Source organism: Rubrivirga sp., assembly GCF_965213695.1.
Classification (GTDB): Bacteria; Bacteroidota; Rhodothermia; order Rhodothermales; family Rubricoccaceae; genus Rubrivirga.
On the sequence record NZ_OZ243912.1, the window covers coordinates 4,327,082 to 4,343,957 of the forward strand.

The 16,876-nt window shown below is 73.3% G+C and carries 11 protein-coding genes; 7 read left to right on the plus strand and 4 right to left on the minus strand.

Features of this window, described 5'->3' with window-relative positions:
* Positions 1-10: 10 nt before the first annotated feature.
* Positions 11-3,184: a SusC/RagA family TonB-linked outer membrane protein gene (locus tag ACOOHE_RS19020; protein ID WP_420455674.1), complete on the minus strand. Its 3,174-nt coding sequence runs from the start codon at positions 3,182-3,184 to the stop codon at positions 11-13.
* Between the two features lie 381 nt (positions 3,185-3,565).
* Positions 3,566-5,881 (minus strand): alpha-L-rhamnosidase C-terminal domain-containing protein, encoded by a 2,316-nt coding sequence (locus ACOOHE_RS19025; protein ID WP_420455675.1) that lies wholly within the window; start codon positions 5,879-5,881, stop codon positions 3,566-3,568.
* Positions 5,882-5,947: 66 nt separating this feature from the next.
* Here ACOOHE_RS19025 and ACOOHE_RS19030 point away from each other — a divergent pair, with 66 nt between their 5' ends.
* Positions 5,948-7,378, plus strand: a complete 1,431-nt coding sequence (locus ACOOHE_RS19030) for an L-arabinose isomerase family protein (protein ID WP_420455676.1) — start codon at positions 5,948-5,950, stop codon at positions 7,376-7,378.
* Between the two features lie 330 nt (positions 7,379-7,708).
* Here the strand turns inward: ACOOHE_RS19030 and uxaC are convergent, their stop codons facing one another.
* The gene (gene uxaC, locus ACOOHE_RS19035; protein ID WP_420455677.1) at positions 7,709-9,148 is read right to left on the minus strand and encodes a glucuronate isomerase; all 1,440 of its coding nucleotides are present in this window, start codon (positions 9,146-9,148) and stop codon (positions 7,709-7,711) included.
* Positions 9,148-10,068 (minus strand): LacI family DNA-binding transcriptional regulator, encoded by a 921-nt coding sequence (locus tag ACOOHE_RS19040; RefSeq protein ID WP_420455678.1) that lies wholly within the window; start codon positions 10,066-10,068, stop codon positions 9,148-9,150. Before ACOOHE_RS19040 ends, uxaC begins: the two co-directional genes overlap by 1 nt.
* 69 nt (positions 10,069-10,137) lie before the next feature.
* On the opposite strand from ACOOHE_RS19040, the gene ACOOHE_RS19045 reads away from it, so the two are divergent.
* From ACOOHE_RS19045 to ACOOHE_RS19070, 6 genes are all read left to right on the plus strand, one after another.
* Positions 10,138-11,145: a TRAP transporter substrate-binding protein gene (locus ACOOHE_RS19045; protein ID WP_420455679.1), complete on the plus strand. Its 1,008-nt coding sequence runs from the start codon at positions 10,138-10,140 to the stop codon at positions 11,143-11,145.
* Positions 11,142-11,651, plus strand: a complete 510-nt coding sequence (locus ACOOHE_RS19050; RefSeq protein ID WP_420455680.1) for a TRAP transporter small permease — start codon at positions 11,142-11,144, stop codon at positions 11,649-11,651. Before ACOOHE_RS19045 ends, ACOOHE_RS19050 begins: the two co-directional genes overlap by 4 nt.
* Before the next feature lie 4 nt (positions 11,652-11,655).
* Positions 11,656-12,948 carry a TRAP transporter large permease gene (locus tag ACOOHE_RS19055; protein WP_420455681.1) on the plus strand — a complete coding sequence of 431 codons (1,293 nt, stop codon included), beginning with the start codon at positions 11,656-11,658 and terminating at the stop codon, positions 12,946-12,948.
* Between the two features lie 73 nt (positions 12,949-13,021).
* Positions 13,022-14,554 (plus strand): UxaA family hydrolase, encoded by a 1,533-nt coding sequence (locus tag ACOOHE_RS19060; protein WP_420455682.1) that lies wholly within the window; start codon positions 13,022-13,024, stop codon positions 14,552-14,554.
* Positions 14,555-14,656: 102 nt separating this feature from the next.
* A complete protein-coding gene (locus ACOOHE_RS19065; protein WP_420455683.1) occupies positions 14,657-16,153 on the plus strand; it encodes a tagaturonate reductase in 1,497 nt (498 codons plus the stop codon).
* Positions 16,150-16,794, plus strand: coding sequence for a bifunctional 4-hydroxy-2-oxoglutarate aldolase/2-dehydro-3-deoxy-phosphogluconate aldolase (locus tag ACOOHE_RS19070; protein WP_420455684.1), 645 nt, complete (start codon positions 16,150-16,152; stop codon positions 16,792-16,794). The genes ACOOHE_RS19065 and ACOOHE_RS19070 overlap by 4 nt, the downstream gene beginning before the upstream one ends.
* Positions 16,795-16,876: the final 82 nt, after the last annotated feature.

The window sequence follows — 16,876 nt, forward strand, 5'->3', positions numbered from 1 at the left end:
GGGAGGCATCCTAGAGGGTGACGTTGAGGCGGACGCCGACGGTCTTGGCGATGGGGTAGGTCGTGAGGTCCAAGCCGGGCGAGAGCGGGGCCGAGGCCGCGTCGAGGTTGCCGCTGTTGCTCCGGTTGCCGCTCGACGCCTCGGGGTCGTAGCCGGAGTAGTCCGTGAACGTGAGCAGGTTGGTCCCGATCACCGAGATCTGGGCCGCGCTCGCACCGACGACCGACGCGAACGGCCCGGGCAGCGTGTAGGTCACGCGCAGCGTCCGAAGGCGGACGAAGTCGGCGCTCTGGATAAAGAAGTCCGACGGGAGCGCGTTGATGTAGCCGCGGCGGCCCTGGAACGCCCGGGGGATGTCGGTGTCCTGGTTCTCCGGCGTCCAGCGGTCGAGCACCTCGGCCCGCTTGTTGATGTTCGAGTCGCCCGAGATCCCGAACATGAGCGACGTGTCGAACAGCTTCCGCCCGAAGGCATACGTGAACAGCGTCTCGACCTCGAAGGCCCCGAGCCCGAACACGTTCGTCAGGCCGCCGAAGATCTTGGGGAGCCCGCTGCCCAGGAACACCCGGTCGGCGTCGTCGATGATGCCGTCGCCGTTGACGTCGCGGTAGATCGTGTCGCCCGGCTGGACCCCGTTGACGCCGCCGCGCGCGGTGAGCCCGGCGCACGAGTTGGTCGCGGGGTCGTACTGGTCCGTCGAGCAGATCCCGACGAAGTCCCAGGCCCAGAGCTCGCCGATGGGCCGGCCGGCCGCCGTCTGGTTGACCGTCCCGAACTGGAGCGGGCCGTCGTTGAGGTTCCGCCCGCCCAACGCCCCGCTCTCGCCGAGCACGTCCTCGCGGATGTTGTCGACCTCGTTCGTGTTGTAGCCGAACGTCGTCGTCGAGCGCCAGGTGAACCGGCCCGCGTCGAGGGGCGTCGCGCTCAGGGCGAACTCGAAGCCCTGGTTCGTGACCGCGCCCACGTTCCCGCTCACGCTGCCGACCGGGTAGGCCGGCGGGGCCGGGACCGACCCGAGCACGTCCTCGGTGTAGCGGTGGTAGTAGTCGGCCGTGAGCCCGAGCCGGCCGCGGAACGCCGTCAGGTCGAACCCGATGTCGAGCTGGCGGATGGTCTCCCAGCCCACGCCGTCGGGCAGGGCGATGTTGAGCAGCGGCGTCTGCTGGACCGGGTTCTCCCCGAACGCCACGAACCCGTTGCTGACGCGCGTCAGGAAGGCGTTGTCGCCGACGCCGGCCCGGTCGCCCAAGAGCCCGTAGCTGGCCCGGAGCTTGAGGTCGTTGATCACCGAGACCCCGCGCAAGAACGGCTCGTTCGAGATCCGCCACGCCAGGCCGACGGCCGGCAACGTGGCCCACCGCCGCTCGGGCGAGAACTTCGAGGCCCCGTCGGCGCGGACGGTCCCGGTCACGAAGTACTTGTCGGCGTAGTCGTACGTGACCCGGCTGAAGTACGAGAGCAGGCGCTGGGTCTGCTCACGCGCGCTCGTCCCCGACCGCGTCGGCTGGAGGCTGATCTGGGCCTGCGCGTTGTTCGTCCCCCCGGACCCCTCGGCGAACGTGAACTCGAGGTAGTCCTCCTGGACGCTCATCCCGCCCAGGACCTCGACGTCGTGGGGCCCGAACTCGCGGTCGTAGGTCAGCGTGTGGTCGGTGAAGTAGTTGTAGCCGAGCTGGTCGAACGCCGCCAGCGAGACGACCTCGCGCATCTGGCGGGCCCGGTCCCGCGTCGGGAAGAAGTCGTCGGCCGTGTTCGACGACAAGTTCGCCGAGGCGCTCCCCCGGTAGCGGAGGTCGAACGGGAGCCGGAACGTCAGCGCCGTCGTGGCGATGACCTGCTGCCACTGCCGGGCCCGCTCGTTCTCGAGCAGGTCGGCGACGGGGTTCTGCGGGAACGGCTGGGAGTAGATGGCGCCCAGCTCGGGGTCGTTCACGTCGTACTCGGCGAACGTGCCGTCGTCGTTGTACGGGGTCTCCCAAGGGTACTTGTAGAGCGCGTCGCGGAGCGAGCCCCCGAACGTCTGGTCGTTGGCCACGACGTCGCCCCACTGGCGCGAGCCGTTGAGGCGGACGTCGAGCGTCGCCCGCCGGCTCAGGTCGACGACCGAGTTGACCCGGATCGAGCCCCGCTTGATGTTGGACCCGATGAGCCGGCCCTGGATGTTCTCGAAGTTGCCCGACGTCGCGAACTGGATCGGCCCCGAGCTCCCGCGCGCGCTCACGTTGTAGCGCTGGCTCAGGCCCGTCTGGGTCACGGCGTCCTGCCAGTCGGTGTCGTTGGCCGCCAAGAAGGCGGGGTCCTGGAGCGGGTCCGGGAGCTCGAACGTCGGATTCGCCCCCTGCGAGTTCCGGACGGCGTCGAGCCGGTACTGGGCGAGCTGGGCCGAGTTGAGCATGTCGAGCTGGCGGACCGGCGAGGCCGCGTCGAACTCGGTCGAGAACTCGACGGCCGGCTTCTGCCCGGCCCCCGTCTTCGTCGTGATGATGACGACGCCGTCGGCCGCGCGGACGCCGTAGATCGAGGCCGACGAGGCGTCCTTCAACACCGAGATCGACTCGATGTCCTCCGTGTTGAGCGTCGACAGGAACGAGTTGTCGGTCGGCTCGAGCGGGATCCCGTCGACGATGTAGAGCGGCCGGTTCGTGCTCCCGAACGACCCGACGCCCCGGATGTCGATCTGGAAGTTGCCCTGCAAGTCGCCCGAGTTCTGCTGGACGTTGACGCCGGCCACGCGGCCCGCCAGCGCGTCCTCGAACGAGACGAGCGGGCGGCCCTCGATCTCCTCGGCCGTCACGGCCCCGACCGAGCCCGTCAGGTCGCGGACCTCCGACGTCCCGTACCCGATCACGACCACCTCGTTGCCGCCGTAGTTGCGCGGGCTCAGCGAGATGTTGATGTCGGTCCGCCCGAGGACCGGGATGACCTGGGTCTCGTAGCCGACGAACGAGACCTGGAGCGAGTCGGTCTCGGACGGGACCGTGAGCGAGTACCGCCCGTCGACGTCGGTCGCGGCCCCGATCGTCGTGCCGGCGACGACGACGTTGACGCCGGGGAGCGGGAGCCGGTCGTCGGCCGAGACGACTTGGCCGGTGACGGGGAACCCCTGGGCGGCCACGGGGCCGGCGAGGGCGAGGGCGACGACGAGCCCGAGGAGGGCGCCTCGAAGGCGCGGTGCGAGATCCATGTCGGTCGAGTGGAGACGTGTGAGCGAGGCACGGGCCGGGGGCCGGGGCGTGGGCCCCCGGACTGCCCCTATAGTGCCCCGTCGCGGGCGCCACCCCTACACCGGGAGCGCTTTTCCCAGGGCATCTCGGCGTCCCCCCGGTGCTCCGAGTCCGGTCGGTCCGTTGCGGTACGGAGCGAGGAACGCTCGGTGTGAGATCGCGCGTCCTCCGGTTGGGTCCAAGGGGCCCCGTGCGGGGCGCGGTCCGAGACCTGGCAGGTCTGTCGAGGGCGCCCCCCCGCCGCCATCAGCCCGCAGCGGCGGTCCTGCCGAACTCACACCAAGCGTAGGAGGGTGGGGGTGTGGGAGGGGGCCGACACTCCCTCCTCCCACACTCCCCCGTCACTCGGCCACCACGGACCACCGGCCGGGGCCGACCCACACCTCGGCCACCGGACCGCCCGGCGTCTCGACGACCTCGGCCTCTCCCGATCCGTCGGCCGTCCACACGACGGCGTCGCCGAGCGTCACGGACTGGCGACCGGCGACGGGCACCTCGAGCCGGGCCCGCGTCGTCGCCGGGACCGTCACGTCTAGGGCGAAGCGGTCGGGCCCGCGTCGCACCTCGGCCACCACCTCGCCCCGAATCGACGGCACGACGGCCCGGGCCGACGCCAGCGACCCCATCCGAGGGGCAACGCGGAACGTGGCCCACCCGACCTCCAGCGGCTCGACGCCGACGACCCGGCTCGACAGCAGCGTGAGCGGGCCGCCGCTCCAGGCGTGGTTGTAGGTCCCGCCGCCGTACGTCGCCGAGTTGAGCTCCCAGCCCTCCCACAGCGTCGTGATGGGGCTCGCGATCATCTCGGCGTAGCGGTCTTCGAGCCGGTCGAGCGCGTCGTCGGTGTGGCCCATCTGGATAAGGGCCTCGGCGACGTACTTCTCGAAGTAGGGGCTCGCGTGGCGCTCCTCGACCAGCACGCGGCGGAGCGCCGGCCACCGGATCTCGGGCGCCAGCCCGGCGACGACGGCGAGCGCGTTGCCCCGGTCGTCGGTGGCCCCGTCGTGGTCGGGCGAACGGTAAGCGGTCCCGGTCCAGAACCGGGCGTCGAACGCCTCCGTCAGCCGGCCGAGCGCCGCGTCGATGGCCGGCACGTCGGCGTCGTGGCCGGTCGCCAGGGCGAGCGCGCGCTGGCCCTTGAGCGCGAGCGCCATCCACCCGTTGAAGATCAGCGGCAGGTCCTTGTCGTCGCCCCAGTCGCCCCAGGTCCACCCGCCGGGCCGCATCACCACGAGCCCGTCGGCGTCCAGCTCCCACAGCGCGAGGTAGTCGCGCACGGCCGGGTAGACGCGCCGGGCCGTGTCGAGGTCGCCGGTCTGCTCGACGTAGGTCCAGAACCCGTAGTGGCCGACCGACGCCAGCATCTGGGTCGGCAGCTCGGCGCTCCAGATCGGGCCCGAGGGGACCGGCGAGTACAGCGTCGAGTCGGGCCGCTGCCACGCCGCCAGCTCCAGGACGGCCTTGCGGCTGAGCGCGTCGGCGCGGCGGTCGAGGGCGTAGAAGCTCTCGCCCATCTCGAGCACCACGTCGCCCCACCACTGGGCCCGCTCGCGGTCGGGGCAGTCCATGTAGCTGTCGCGCATGGTGATGTAGAGCGTGCGCAGCGACTTCTGCCACAGCGTGTCGAGCGCCGGCCGCGACGACGCGAAGGCGCCCGCGAAGTCGGCGTCGTAGCCGGTCTCGCGGAACATCAGGCGGTGGACGGTGACGCCGGCCGGGAAGGCGTAGCGGACGCGGTGGCCGTTGATCCAGCCCGGCACCTCGACGCGCTGCCGGCCCTCGGTCGTGACGACCTCGGCGCGGAGGTTGGGCGGGCCGCCGCCGCGGTAGTTGTCCGTCCGAATGTCGATGGTGAGCCCGGCCGGCGCGTCGATCTCGAAGGCGGGCGTGACCTGGGCGTTGTAGGGGAGCGAGACCACGACCGTGTCGCCGGCCGTGACGAACGGGGTCGCCGGGGCGTCGGCGTAGTCGCGCAGGCCGAAGTCGCGCCACTGCGGCACGGGCCGGGTGACGAGCGGGCCCCACGGATCGGCGCCGGCCGGGGCGAGCGGCACGGCGCGGGGCCACAGGCCGTCACGGTAGCCGCGCGTGGTCCAGCCGCGGAGCTCGCGGCCGGCGTCGTAGCGGACGTTCGACTCGGGGAGCCGGTAGTTCGGGTGCGGCGGGCCGGTGTCGCCGTAGGCCGGGTGGACGCGCGCGCGCCAGTCGAGCGCCGTCGGCGCCCCGTCGAGGGCGAGGTCGAACAGCAGGCCCGGCGTATCGGTCGAGGCGTGGCTGAACCCCTCCTTCCCCCACGTCCACACCAGCACGGCGACCGCGTTCTCGCCGGCGACCAGAAACGGCGCCAGGTCGACGGCGTCGGCGTAGGTGGCCCCGCGCATCGGCCCGCGCTTGAGCCCGCCCTCGCGCACGACGACGCGGCCGTTGACCCAGAGCCAGTACTTCGAGTCGACAGCGATCCGGGCGACGGCGGCCTCCGGCACGCGGTCGAGGTCGAGCCCGGCGCGGTAGGCCGTCCACACGTTCTGGGTGTCGGCCGGGCTCAGGTCCGTCGGGCCGACCCACCCCGCCGTCCAGTCGGCGTCGACGTCCCAGACCGGCGACGGCTGGGCCGAGGCCACGGCCGCGAGCGCGGCGAGCAGGACGAGAGGGCGCATCGGGGGACGGACGAGGTGAGGAGTCTACCCTAGGAGTCTCGCCAGTCCCCTCCGCCCCCCTACGCCATGCCGTCCGCTACCCGTAACCTCCCCGCCCGCGTCGGCCTGTTCGGGGTCGGTCTCGACACGTACTGGGCCCAGTTCGACGGCCTCCGGGACCGGCTCGAGGGCTACCAGGCCCAGATCGCCGACCGCCTCGCCGGGGAGGTCGTCGACGGGGGCCTGGTCGACTCGGTGGAGGCCGCGCGCGAGGCGGCCGAGCGGTTCCGACACGGGGACGTCGACGTCGTGTTTCTCTACGTCTCGACGTACGCGCTCTCCTCGACCGTCCTGCCCGTCGTCCAGCGGGTCGGCGTGCCGGTCGTGGTCCTCAACCTCCAGCCGACGGCGGCCATCGACTACGGCTGGTTCAACGGGTTGAAGGACCGGCACGCGATGACGGGCGAGTGGCTGGCGAACTGCCAGGCGTGCGCGGTGCCGGAGATCGCGTCGGTCCTGATGCGGGCCGGCGTGGGGTTCCACCAGGTCACCGGCACGCTGGACGACGACGTCGCCTGGGCCGAGATCGACGCCTGGACCGACGCCGCCCGCGCCGCCCGCGTCTTGCGAGAGAGCCGGCTCGGGCTCCTCGGCCACTACTACAACGGGATGCTCGACCTCTACACCGACCCGACCCTGCAGTCGGTCGCGTTCGGGAGCGAGGTCGTCCACCTCGAGATGGACGCGCTCCAGGCCCTCCGCGAGTCGGTCACGGACGGCGAGGTCGACGCCATGCTCGACGAGATCGACGAGGCGTTCGACGTCTCGCCCGAGTGCGCACGCGACGAGCTCCGCCGCGCCGCCCGGACGGCCGTCGCCCTCGACCGGCTGGCGGACGCCGAGCGGCTCGGCGCGCTCGCGTACTACTACGAGGGCGTCCCGGGCGGGACGTATGAGGACCTCATCGGCTCGGTCATCGTCGGCACGTCGCTCTTGACGGCGCGGGGCGTGCCGGTCGCGGGCGAGTACGACGTCAAGAACGCCCAGGCCATGAAGGTCATGGACGCGCTCGGCGCCGGCGGCTCCTTCACCGAGTTCTACGGGATGGACTTCGACGACGACGTGGTGCTCATGGGCCACGACGGGCCGGGCCACATCCGCATCGCCGAGGGGAAGCCGCGCCTCAAGCCCCTCGCGGTCTACCACGGGAAGCCGAGCCACGGGCTCTCGGTCGAGATGTCCGTCGCGCACGGGCCGGCGACCGCGCTGGCGGTCGTGCAGACGGGGGCGGGGCGGCTCAAGCTGCTCGTCGCCGAGGGCGAGGCAGTGCCGGGGCCGATCCTGGAAATCGGCAACACGAACTCGCGCTACCGCTTCCCCCTCGGCGTCCGGGCGTTCATGGACCGCTGGTGCGCCGAGGGGCCGCACCACCACTGCGCCATCGGGGTCGGCCACCAGGGCTCGCGCATCGAGAAGCTGGGGGCGCTGCTGGGGCTGGAGGTCGTCCAGATCTGCTGACTCTCCCGCCCCGCTCGCGTGGGGCGAGAAGGTATGCTCCCGCCGCCTGCGAGGGCGCTGCCGACAGGTTTCGGTGGCATCCGTTTTCCCTTGCCGGAGGTCCGATTAACGGCGCTTCCCAGACGTACCCACGGGGGCTGAACGGCCCCGCACCGAGCTCACCATGACGTCCGAGGCCGAGCGTGCAGGACGGCTGTGGACCGGGAAGGGCGGTCTCGGACCGTGCGGTCCGTCCGCTTGGGGGTTCCCGCCCGAGGTGCCCCAATCGAGCTGGGCGCCCGCCGTTCGCCGCGTTCGTGGACTGGACCGTTCGCGCGTCCCGGAGTCACCTCAGCCCGCAGAGCCCAGCCGGTATGCCGCTCGGGCGAGCCCGACCGCGAGGTCCGTACCGAGTCGGCGGGCGTCGGCGGAGGAGAGAACGTGCCGGACAACGAGCCCGCCGAGCCAGTTTGCGTCGACACGCCGGGCGAGGTCGTGCCGGGCCGGGATGGAGCAGAACGCCCGAGTGTCGTCGTTGAACCCGGCCGTGTTCGACAGGCCGGCCGTCTCCGTCGTGCGGCGGCGGTAGCGGGCGATGCCCTCGGGCGAGTCGTGGAACCACCACGCCGGGCCGAGGACGACGGCGGGGTAGTGGCCCGCCAGCGGGGCGAGCTCGCGGGCGTACGTCGTCTCGTCGAGCGTGAACAGGATCAGCCGCAACCGAGAGTCGTTGCCGAACGCCGACAGGAGCGGCCGGAGGTTCCGGGTCCACTCGGTCGCGACCGGCACGTCGGCGCCCTTGTCGGGGCCGAAGACCTCGGCCAGCGGGCCGTTGTGGTCGCGGAGGGCTCCGGCGTGGAGCTGCATCACCAGCCCGTCGGAGGCCGACTGGCGGGCCATCTCCATCAGAAAGTGGGCCTCGAACGCGGCCTGGTCCTGGGGCGTCGCCCGGCCGTCGAGCGCGCGGGCGAAGACGGCGTCGCGGTCGGCGTCCGAGAGCCAGCCGGTCCGGGGCTCCACGACGGCGTGGTCCGTCGCGGTCGCGCCGAGCGACTGGAAAAAGGCGCGGCGGTCGGCGAGGGCGTCGACGAACTCGCCGTAGTCGGTGACCTCGCGGCCGGCGGCCTCCGCCAGCGCGGCGACCTCGGCCTGCCACCCCGCCCGGGCGATCCGCATCACGGCGTCGGGGCGGAACGTCGGGACCACGCGGCCGGACCACTCGCCGCTCGCGTTGGCGTCGGCGATCCGGCGGTGGTGGCGGAGGTCGTCGGTCGCGGCGTCGGTCGTGGCGAGGACCTCGATGTCGAACCGGTCGTAGAGCGCGCGCGGCCGGTACTCCGGCGACGCCAGTCGCTCGGCGACGTGGTCGTAGACCCGGTCGGCCGTCTCGGCGCTCGGCACGACGTCGACGCCGAACACCTCGGCCAGCTCGTAGTCGAGCCACGCGCGCGAGGGCGTCCCCAAGAACAGGTGGTAGTGGGCGCAGAACAGGCGCCACACCTCGCGCGGGTCGGTCTCGGCGCGGGTCCCGTCGGCCCGAGGGATGCCCAGCGTGTCGAGGTCGATCCCCTGGCTGTACAGCATCCGAAACACGTAGTGGTCGGGCGTGACCAGCAGCTCGGTCGGCTCCGGGAACGGGCGGTCGTCGGCGAGCAGCGCCGGGTCGACGTGGCCGTGGGGGCTCACGATGGGGAGGCCGCGCGTGGCTTGGTACACGTCGCGCGCGGCGGCGCGGACGGCGGGGTCCGGGTCGAAGAACCGGTCGGGGTGGAGGCGGAGCGGGTCGGGCATCAGGGCAGCGTCGAGGCGCGCGGGACCAGCCGCGTGGGGACGAGCGCCGAGCCGCCGGCGTCGAGGGCGGAGAGGGCCGCCGCGGCGACGGCCGGGGCGTCGAGCGAGACCGACGTGAGCGCCGGCCGGACGAGGGGCGCCAGCGGCCCGTTCCCCACCGCGATCACCTGGACGTCGCCAGGCACCGAGCGGCCGGCGTCCCTAGCCGACTGGACGACCTCGGCGGCGAGCGCGTCCGAGCCGGCCAGCACGGCGTCGGCGCCGAGCGCCCACAGGTCCGCCAGCGCGCCGGCGCCGAGGTCGAGCGCGTCGTCGGCCTGGACCGACCGCCAGCCGGCGCGCAAGAGGTCCGCTTGGGGCGAGGGGGCGGTGACGAGCGCGACGCGCCGGGCGCCCCGGTCTCGCAGGTACGCCGTCGCCTGAGCGGCGCCGGCCGCGAGGTCCGAGCCGACCGACGGCAGGCCGGCCACGTCCGTCTCGCCCGCGACCACGGCCGGCACCGACCCGCCGGCGAGCGCCGCCAGCCGGGCCGGGCTCACGACCGACGCCCCGACCACCAGCCCGTCGACCGACCGCTCGACGAGCGAGTCCACGAGCGAGTCACCGAGGGCAGCGTCGCCGTCGGCGTCGGAGAGGAAGAGGCTGCGGCCCCCGCCGTGGAGCGCTTGGGAGAGCGCCCGCACGAACGCCGACTGGAACGGGTCCGACAGCGCCGACACGACCACGCCGACCGTCCCCTCGCGCCGTGTCCGAAGCGCCCGCGCCGCCCGGTTGGGCCGGTAGCCCAGCGCGTCGATGGCCGCCTGGACCCGCTCGCGCGTGGCCTCCGTCACCCAGCCGGCGCGGTTGACGACGGCGCTGGCGGTGGCGACGGAGACGCCGGCGCGGGCGGAGACGTCTTTGAGCGTGGGGCGGGGCACGGGCGGAAGCTCCGAACGAAATGGAGGCGGCCGGGCCGCGCCTCAACTTAATCGATTAAGTTGGGGGCCATGTCGCCCGTCGCCCTCCGTCTCGCCGCCGCCGCGCTCGCGCTCGGGTGCGCCGGCTGCGGCCCGGCCGCCGGCGAGGCGACGGTGCTCCGGCTGGGCCACGAGCTGGACACGGCCCATCCGGTCCATCGGGCGATGCTCCACCTCGACGAGCGGCTGCAAGCGCTGTCCGGCGGGACCATGCGCGTCGAGGTGTTCCCGAGCCGCCAGCTGGGCAACGAGCGCGAGAGCCTGGAGCTGTTGCAGATCGGGAGCCTCGCCATGACGAAGGTGTCGGCGAGCGTGCTCGAGAACTTCGCCCCCAGCGCGTCGGTGCTGGCCGTGCCGTACCTGTTCCGCGACAGCGCCCACCAGGTCACCGTCCTGGACGGCCCCATCGGCGACCGGCTCTTGGCGTCGCCGGCCCGGTTCCGACTGCGCGGGCTCGCGTTCTACGACGCCGGCGCGCGGAGTTTTTACACCGTCGGCCGCCCGGTCCGCTCGCCGGCCGACCTCGACGGGCTCAAAGTTCGGACCCAGGAGAGCCAGTCGGCCATCCGGATGGTCCGCGCGCTCGGCGGCAGCCCCACGCCGATCTCGTACGGCGAGCTGTACACGGCGCTCCAACAGGGCGTGGTCGACGGGGCCGAGAACAACCCGCCCAGCTTCTACCTCTCGCGGCACTACGAGGTCGCGCGGCACTACGCGCTCGACGAGCACACGGCGGTCCCCGACGTGTTGCTGATCTCCGGCCCGGTGTGGGACGGATTGACGGACCAACAACAAACGTGGCTCCGGCAGGCGGCGCGCGAGAGCGCCGAGGTCCAGCGCGTGCTGTGGGCGGAGGCGACGGCCCAAGCGCTGGCGGCCGTCCGCGAAGCGGGCGTCGAGGTCACGACGGTCGACAAGGCCCCGTTCCGCGAGCGCGTCGCCCCGCTGGTGGCCGAGCTGGAGGCCGACCCCGAGCTGGGCGGGCTCATCCGCGAGATCCGCCAGACCGGGGCGCCAGCGGACGGGGGCGACTCGTGAGCGCCTTCGACCGGACCAAGCACGCGACGGACCGGGCGCTCGGGTGGGCACTCGTCGCGCTGATGGGCGCGAGCGTGGTCAACGTGCTGTGGCAGGTCGGCACGCGGTTCGGGTCCCGCGTCATTCCGGGCTTGCAGCCGAGCGCGGTGACGGACGAGATCGCGCGGTACCTACTGATCTGGGTCGGCCTGCTGGGCGCGGCGTACGCGGCGGGGCAGGGGATGCACCTCGCCATCGACCTGCTGCCGGGCGCGCTCCGGGGGCGCCGGCGGGCGGCGCTGGGTGTCGTGATCGAGGCGGTCGTGATCGCGTTCGCACTCGGCGCGATGGTGCTCGGCGGCGGGTGGCTCGTGGCGCTGTCGTTCGAGCTGGGCCAGACGTCGTCGTCGCTGGGGTTGCCGTTGGGGTTCGTCTACGCCGTGCTCCCGCTGAGCGGGCTGCTCATCGCGTTCTACGCCGCCCACGCCATCGCCGAGCACCGGCGGGCGTGGCACGCCGACGCCTGAGCCGATGGACTGGACCGCGATCCTAGCTCTCGTCGGCGTGTTCCTGGCGTTGCTGGCGCTGGGCGTGCCCGTCGCCTACGCCATCGGGCTCTCGACCGTGGCGTCGCTGCTCGTCGTGCTCCCGCCCGAGCCGGCGCTCACGACCGTCGCGCAGCGCATGGCGACCGGGCTCGACAGCTTCACGCTGCTCGCGATCCCCTTTTTCGTGCTCGCCGGCCAGATCATGAACCGGGGCGGCATCGCAGCGCGGCTCATCGACTTGGCGAAGGCGCTCGTGGGCTCGCTGCCGGGCGGGTTGGCGTTCGTCAACATCGTCTCGGCCATGCTGTTCGGGGCGATCTCGGGCTCGGCCGTCGCCGCCGCCTCCGCCATCGGGACGGCGTTGGGGCCGCGGATGGAGGCCGAGGGCTACGACCGCGACGTCGCCGCCGCCGTCAACATCACCGCCGCGACGACGGGGCTGGTGATCCCGCCCTCGAACATCCTGATCGTGTACTCGCTTGCGAGCGGCGGCGCCTCGATTGCGGCGCTGTTTTTGGCCGGCTACGTGCCGGGCCTGCTCGTCGGCCTGTTGCTGATGGGGGTGGCCGCCGTGGTGGCCGTGCGCCGGGGCTACGCGACGGCCCCGCGCGTCCCGCTGGCGGAGGTCGCGCGCGCGTTCGGCCGGGCGCTCCCGAGCCTGTTCCTGCTGGTCGTCGTGATCGGCGGGATCGTGGCCGGCGTGTTCACGGCGACCGAGGCGGCGGCCGTGGCCGTGCTCTACGCCGGCGTGCTGGCGTTCGCCTACCGCGAGGTCCGCGTCGGCGACCTGCCCCAGATCCTGCTCGACGCCTCCGCGACGACGGCCGTCGTGCTGCTCCTGATCGCCACCAGCCTGGCGATGAGCTGGGCGATGGCCTACGCCAACCTCCCCCAGGGCGTCACGGCGGCGCTGGCGGCGGTCGAGAGCCCGGTCCTGACGCTGCTCTTGATCAACCTCATCCTGTTGGGCGTCGGCACGTTTATGGACATGACGCCGGCCGTCTTGATCCTGACGCCGATCTTCCTGCCCATCGCGGTCGAGCTGGGGATCGACCCGGTCCACTTCGGGATCATCATGGTCTTGAACCTGTGCATCGGCCTGTGCACGCCGCCCGTCGGGACCGTCCTGTTCGTCGGCGTCGGCGTGGCGGGCACGACGATCTCGCGCGTCGTCCGCCCGCTGCTCCCGTTCTTCCTGGCGATGGTCGTCGCGCTCGTCCTGGTCACCGTCTTCCCCGAGCTGAGCCTGTGGCTCCCGCGTCTGCTGGGCTACTGATGCGGGGTTCAGGGTTCGCCAGGACCCACACCGAGCGAACCCTGAACCTCCTGAACCCTGAACCACCATTCCGATGCCCGTCGCCGTCGCCCCGCCCCGCACGATCCAGATCCACCCGGCCGACACCGTCGCCGTGGCTGTCGAGCCGCTGGCGGCGGGGGAGAGGGTGGGTGGCGTGACGACCCAGGCCGAGGTGCCGGCGGGGCACAAGGTGGCGCTGGTGGCGCACGCGGCCGGCGAGCCGGTGACGAAGTACGGGTTCGCCATCGGGCGGGCGACGGCCGCCATCGCACCGGGCGAGCACGTCCACAGCCACAACCTCGCGACGGCGCTCGATAGGGAGGAGGGGTACACGTTCGCCCCCTCCGGTTTGTCGCCCACGGCTCCCGCTCTGGACGCGCCGACGTGGCGCGGGTACCGCCGGGCCGGCGGGCGCGTCGGGACGCGGAACGAGGTCTGGGTGCTCAACACCGTCGGCTGCGTCAACCGGACCGCGGAGCGGATCGCCCGGATCGCTGACCAACGGTGGGGGCCGGACGGCGAGGGCGCCATCGACGGGGCGCACGCCTTCGCCCACCCGTTCGGGTGCAGCCAGCTCGGCGGCGACCTCGACCGGACGCGCGACGTGCTCGCGGCGCTGGCCCGCCACCCCAACGCGGGCGGCGTGGTCGTGCTCGGGCTCGGGTGCGAGAACAACCAACTCGACGCCTTCTTGCGCCGCGCGGCCGAGGGGACGGGCTTCGATTCGGACCGCGTGCGCGGGATCGCGGCCCAGATGGTCGGCGACGAGACGGAGGCCGGGCTCGACGCCGTCGCCGAGCTGGTGGAGGCGATGCGCGGGGACCGTCGGGAGGAGGTGCCGGCGAGCGACCTGGTGCTCGGGCTCAAATGCGGCGGGTCGGACGGGTTCTCGGGCGTGACGGCAAACCCCCTCGTGGGCCGCGTCGCGGACCTGCTCGTCGGGTGGGGCGGGCGGGCCGTGCTCACCGAGGTCCCCGAGATGTTCGGCGCCGAGCGCGTGCTGATGGGCCGGGCCGTCAGCCGGGACGTGTTCGACGGCACCGTCGGGCTCGTCAACGAGTTCAAGCGCTACTTCATCGACCACGACCAGCCGGTCTACGAGAACCCCTCGCCCGGCAACAAGGCCGGCGGGCTGACGACGTTGGAAGAAAAGTCGCTGGGCGCGATCCAAAAAGGCGGTCGGGCGCCCATCGTCGAGGTCGTCCCGTACGCCGGCCAGGCGTCGGCGGCGTCGGAGACCGGCGGCGGGCTCGCGCTGTTGGAGGCGCCCGGCAACGACGGCGTCTCGTGCACCGCGCTGACGGCGGCCGGCTGCACGGTCCTGCTGTTCACGACGGGCCGGGGCACCCCGCTCGGCTTCCCCGCGCCGACCGTCAAGATCGCCACCAACCCCACGCTCGCCGAGACCAAGCCGCACTGGATCGACTTCGGCGCCGGCCCGCTCCTGACCGGCGACGCCGACCTCGACGGACTCGCCGGCGACCTCGCCGCCCACGTCCTGCGCGTCGCCAGCGGCGAGCGGACGCGGAACGAGGACAACGACTACCGCGAGATCGCGATCTGGAAGGGCGGCGTGACGTTGTAAGCGGAGGGACGCGGGATGGAGGGATGAGGGATGAGCCTGATCCGAATGAGCCCGCGCCCCGCATCCCCCATCCCTCGATCCTTCTCCATCCCTCTTTTTCTCATGTCCGACCTCCCCCGCCTCGACGCCCGCCAGCTGCCCGCCGCCGACCCCGGCGCGCCGGGTCTGAGCCGGCCCGTCCGCGCCGTCCAGTTCGGGACGGGCGCCCTGCTCCGCGGGCTGGTGGACGACGCCTTCGACCGGGCCGCGCGCGACGGGCGGTGGGACGGCCGCGCCGTCGCGGTGAGCCAGACCGGCAGCGGGCGCGGCGCCGCGTTCAACGAGCAGGACGGGCTGTTCACGATTCGCGAGCGCGGGGTCGAGGGGGGCGAGACCGTCGAGCGCGCTCGGGTGGTGACGGCGGTGGCCCGCGCGCTCTCGGCCCAGGACGACTGGGACAAGGTGATCGCGCTGGCCCGAGACCGCGCCGTCGAACTCGTCGTGTCGAACACGACCGAGATCGGCCTGACGTGGGACGATGGCGACGACGCCCAGGCCGAGCCGCCGCGCTCGTTCCCCGCCAAGCTGGCCGCGTGGCTCCGCGCTCGCCAGCGCGCCGCCGACGGCGACGACGGCTGGGGCGTCGTGGTCCTCCCGACCGAGCTGGTGGAAGACAACGGCGCCGTGCTCCGCGACCTCGTCCTGCGCTGGGGCGACCGCGCGGGGTGGGGGAGCGGCTTCGTCGACTTCGTCGCCGGCTGCACGTTCGCCGACACGCTCGTGGACCGGATCGTGACGGGCACGCCGCCCGACCTCGCGGCGGCCGAGCGCGCCGTCGGCTGGGCGGACCCGCTGATGACCGACGCCGAGCCGTACCGCCTGTGGGCCATTGAGGGCGACGACGCGCTCCGCCAGCGGCTCGCGTTCGCCGACGGCGAGGCCGTCGTGGTGGCCGGCGACATCGGCCCGTTCCGGGTCCGCAAGGTCCGGCTGCTCAACGCGGCGCACACGCTCCTCGTCCCGGTCGCGCTGGGGTGCGGCGTCGAGACGGTCGAAGGGGCGGTGACGGACCCGGCGGTCGGGCCGTTCTTGGACCGGCTGTTCGAGGACCTGGTGCCGGCCGTCGAGCGCGAGCTGGCCCAGGCCGGCGCCGAGCCGGAGACGGCGCGGCCGTTCGCGCGGTCGGTCCGGGACCGGCTGGCGAACCCGGCGGTCCGCCACGAGCTGGTGGGGATCGCGCTGCACCAGACGGCCAAGCTGCGCGCGCGCGTGGTGCCGGCGCTGGCCCACGCCGACGCGCCCGAGGCCGTCGCGCTCGGCGTCGCGGCGTACCTCCTGCTACAAAAGGCGGCGGCCGGGCTCGACGGGCTCCACTTCCCCGGCCTCGACCCGTCCGCGCTCCCCGCCGACGCCGACGCCGGCCCGGTCCGCGAGGCGTGGCAGCGGGCCACGAGCCCCGGCGACCTGGTCCGGCGCGTCCTGTCCGACGCCGGCCTCTGGGGCGCCGACCTCAGCGGCGGCCCGTTCGAGGCGGCCGTCGCGCGCCACCTCCGCACCGCCCAGGCCGAGGGCATCCCGGCCGCCGTCGAGTCCCTGCTCTCCGTCCCCTCCGCCCGATGACCCGCCCCGAGACCGTCCACCGCATCGCGCGAGAGCGCGTCGTCGCCGTCGTCCGCACCGACGACGGGCGGGACCTGGTGGACGTCGCCCGAGCGCTCGTCCGGGGCGGCGTCTCGGCCGTCGAGGTCACGATGACCGTGCCCGGCGCGCTCGACGGGATCGCCCGGATCGCCGACGCCCTGGGCGACGACGTGGTGCTCGGCGCCGGGAGCGTCGTCGGCGCCGACGACGTCCGGGCGGTCGTGGAGGCCGGCGCGCGCTACGTCGTCAGCCCGGTGTTCCAGGCCGAGGTCGTGGAGGCCGCCCACGCCGCCGGCGCCGCGGCCATGCCCGGCTGCTTCACGCCGACCGAGATGCAGGCGGCGACCGACGCCGGCGCCGACGTGGTCAAGCTGTTCCCCGCCGACGCGCTCGGCCCGGCGTTCGTCCGCGCCGTCCGCGCCCCGCTCCCCCACCTCAAGATCATGCCAACGGGCGGCGTCTTCCTCGACACCATCGCCGACTGGCTGGCGGCCGGCGTCGTCGCCGTCGGCGCCGGGAGCGCGCTCGTCGACCCGGCCCTGGTCGCCCGCCGCGACTGGGACGCCCTCGCCGAGCGCGCCCGCCTCTTCCGCGCCGCCGCCGACGCGGTCGGGGCGTGAGCAGAATCCTGACCGTTCGTGCTCGGTGTTGCGTGTTTCGTATTGCGTGTTTTTGCTCACAGCTTGTAGCCACCCCTGACCC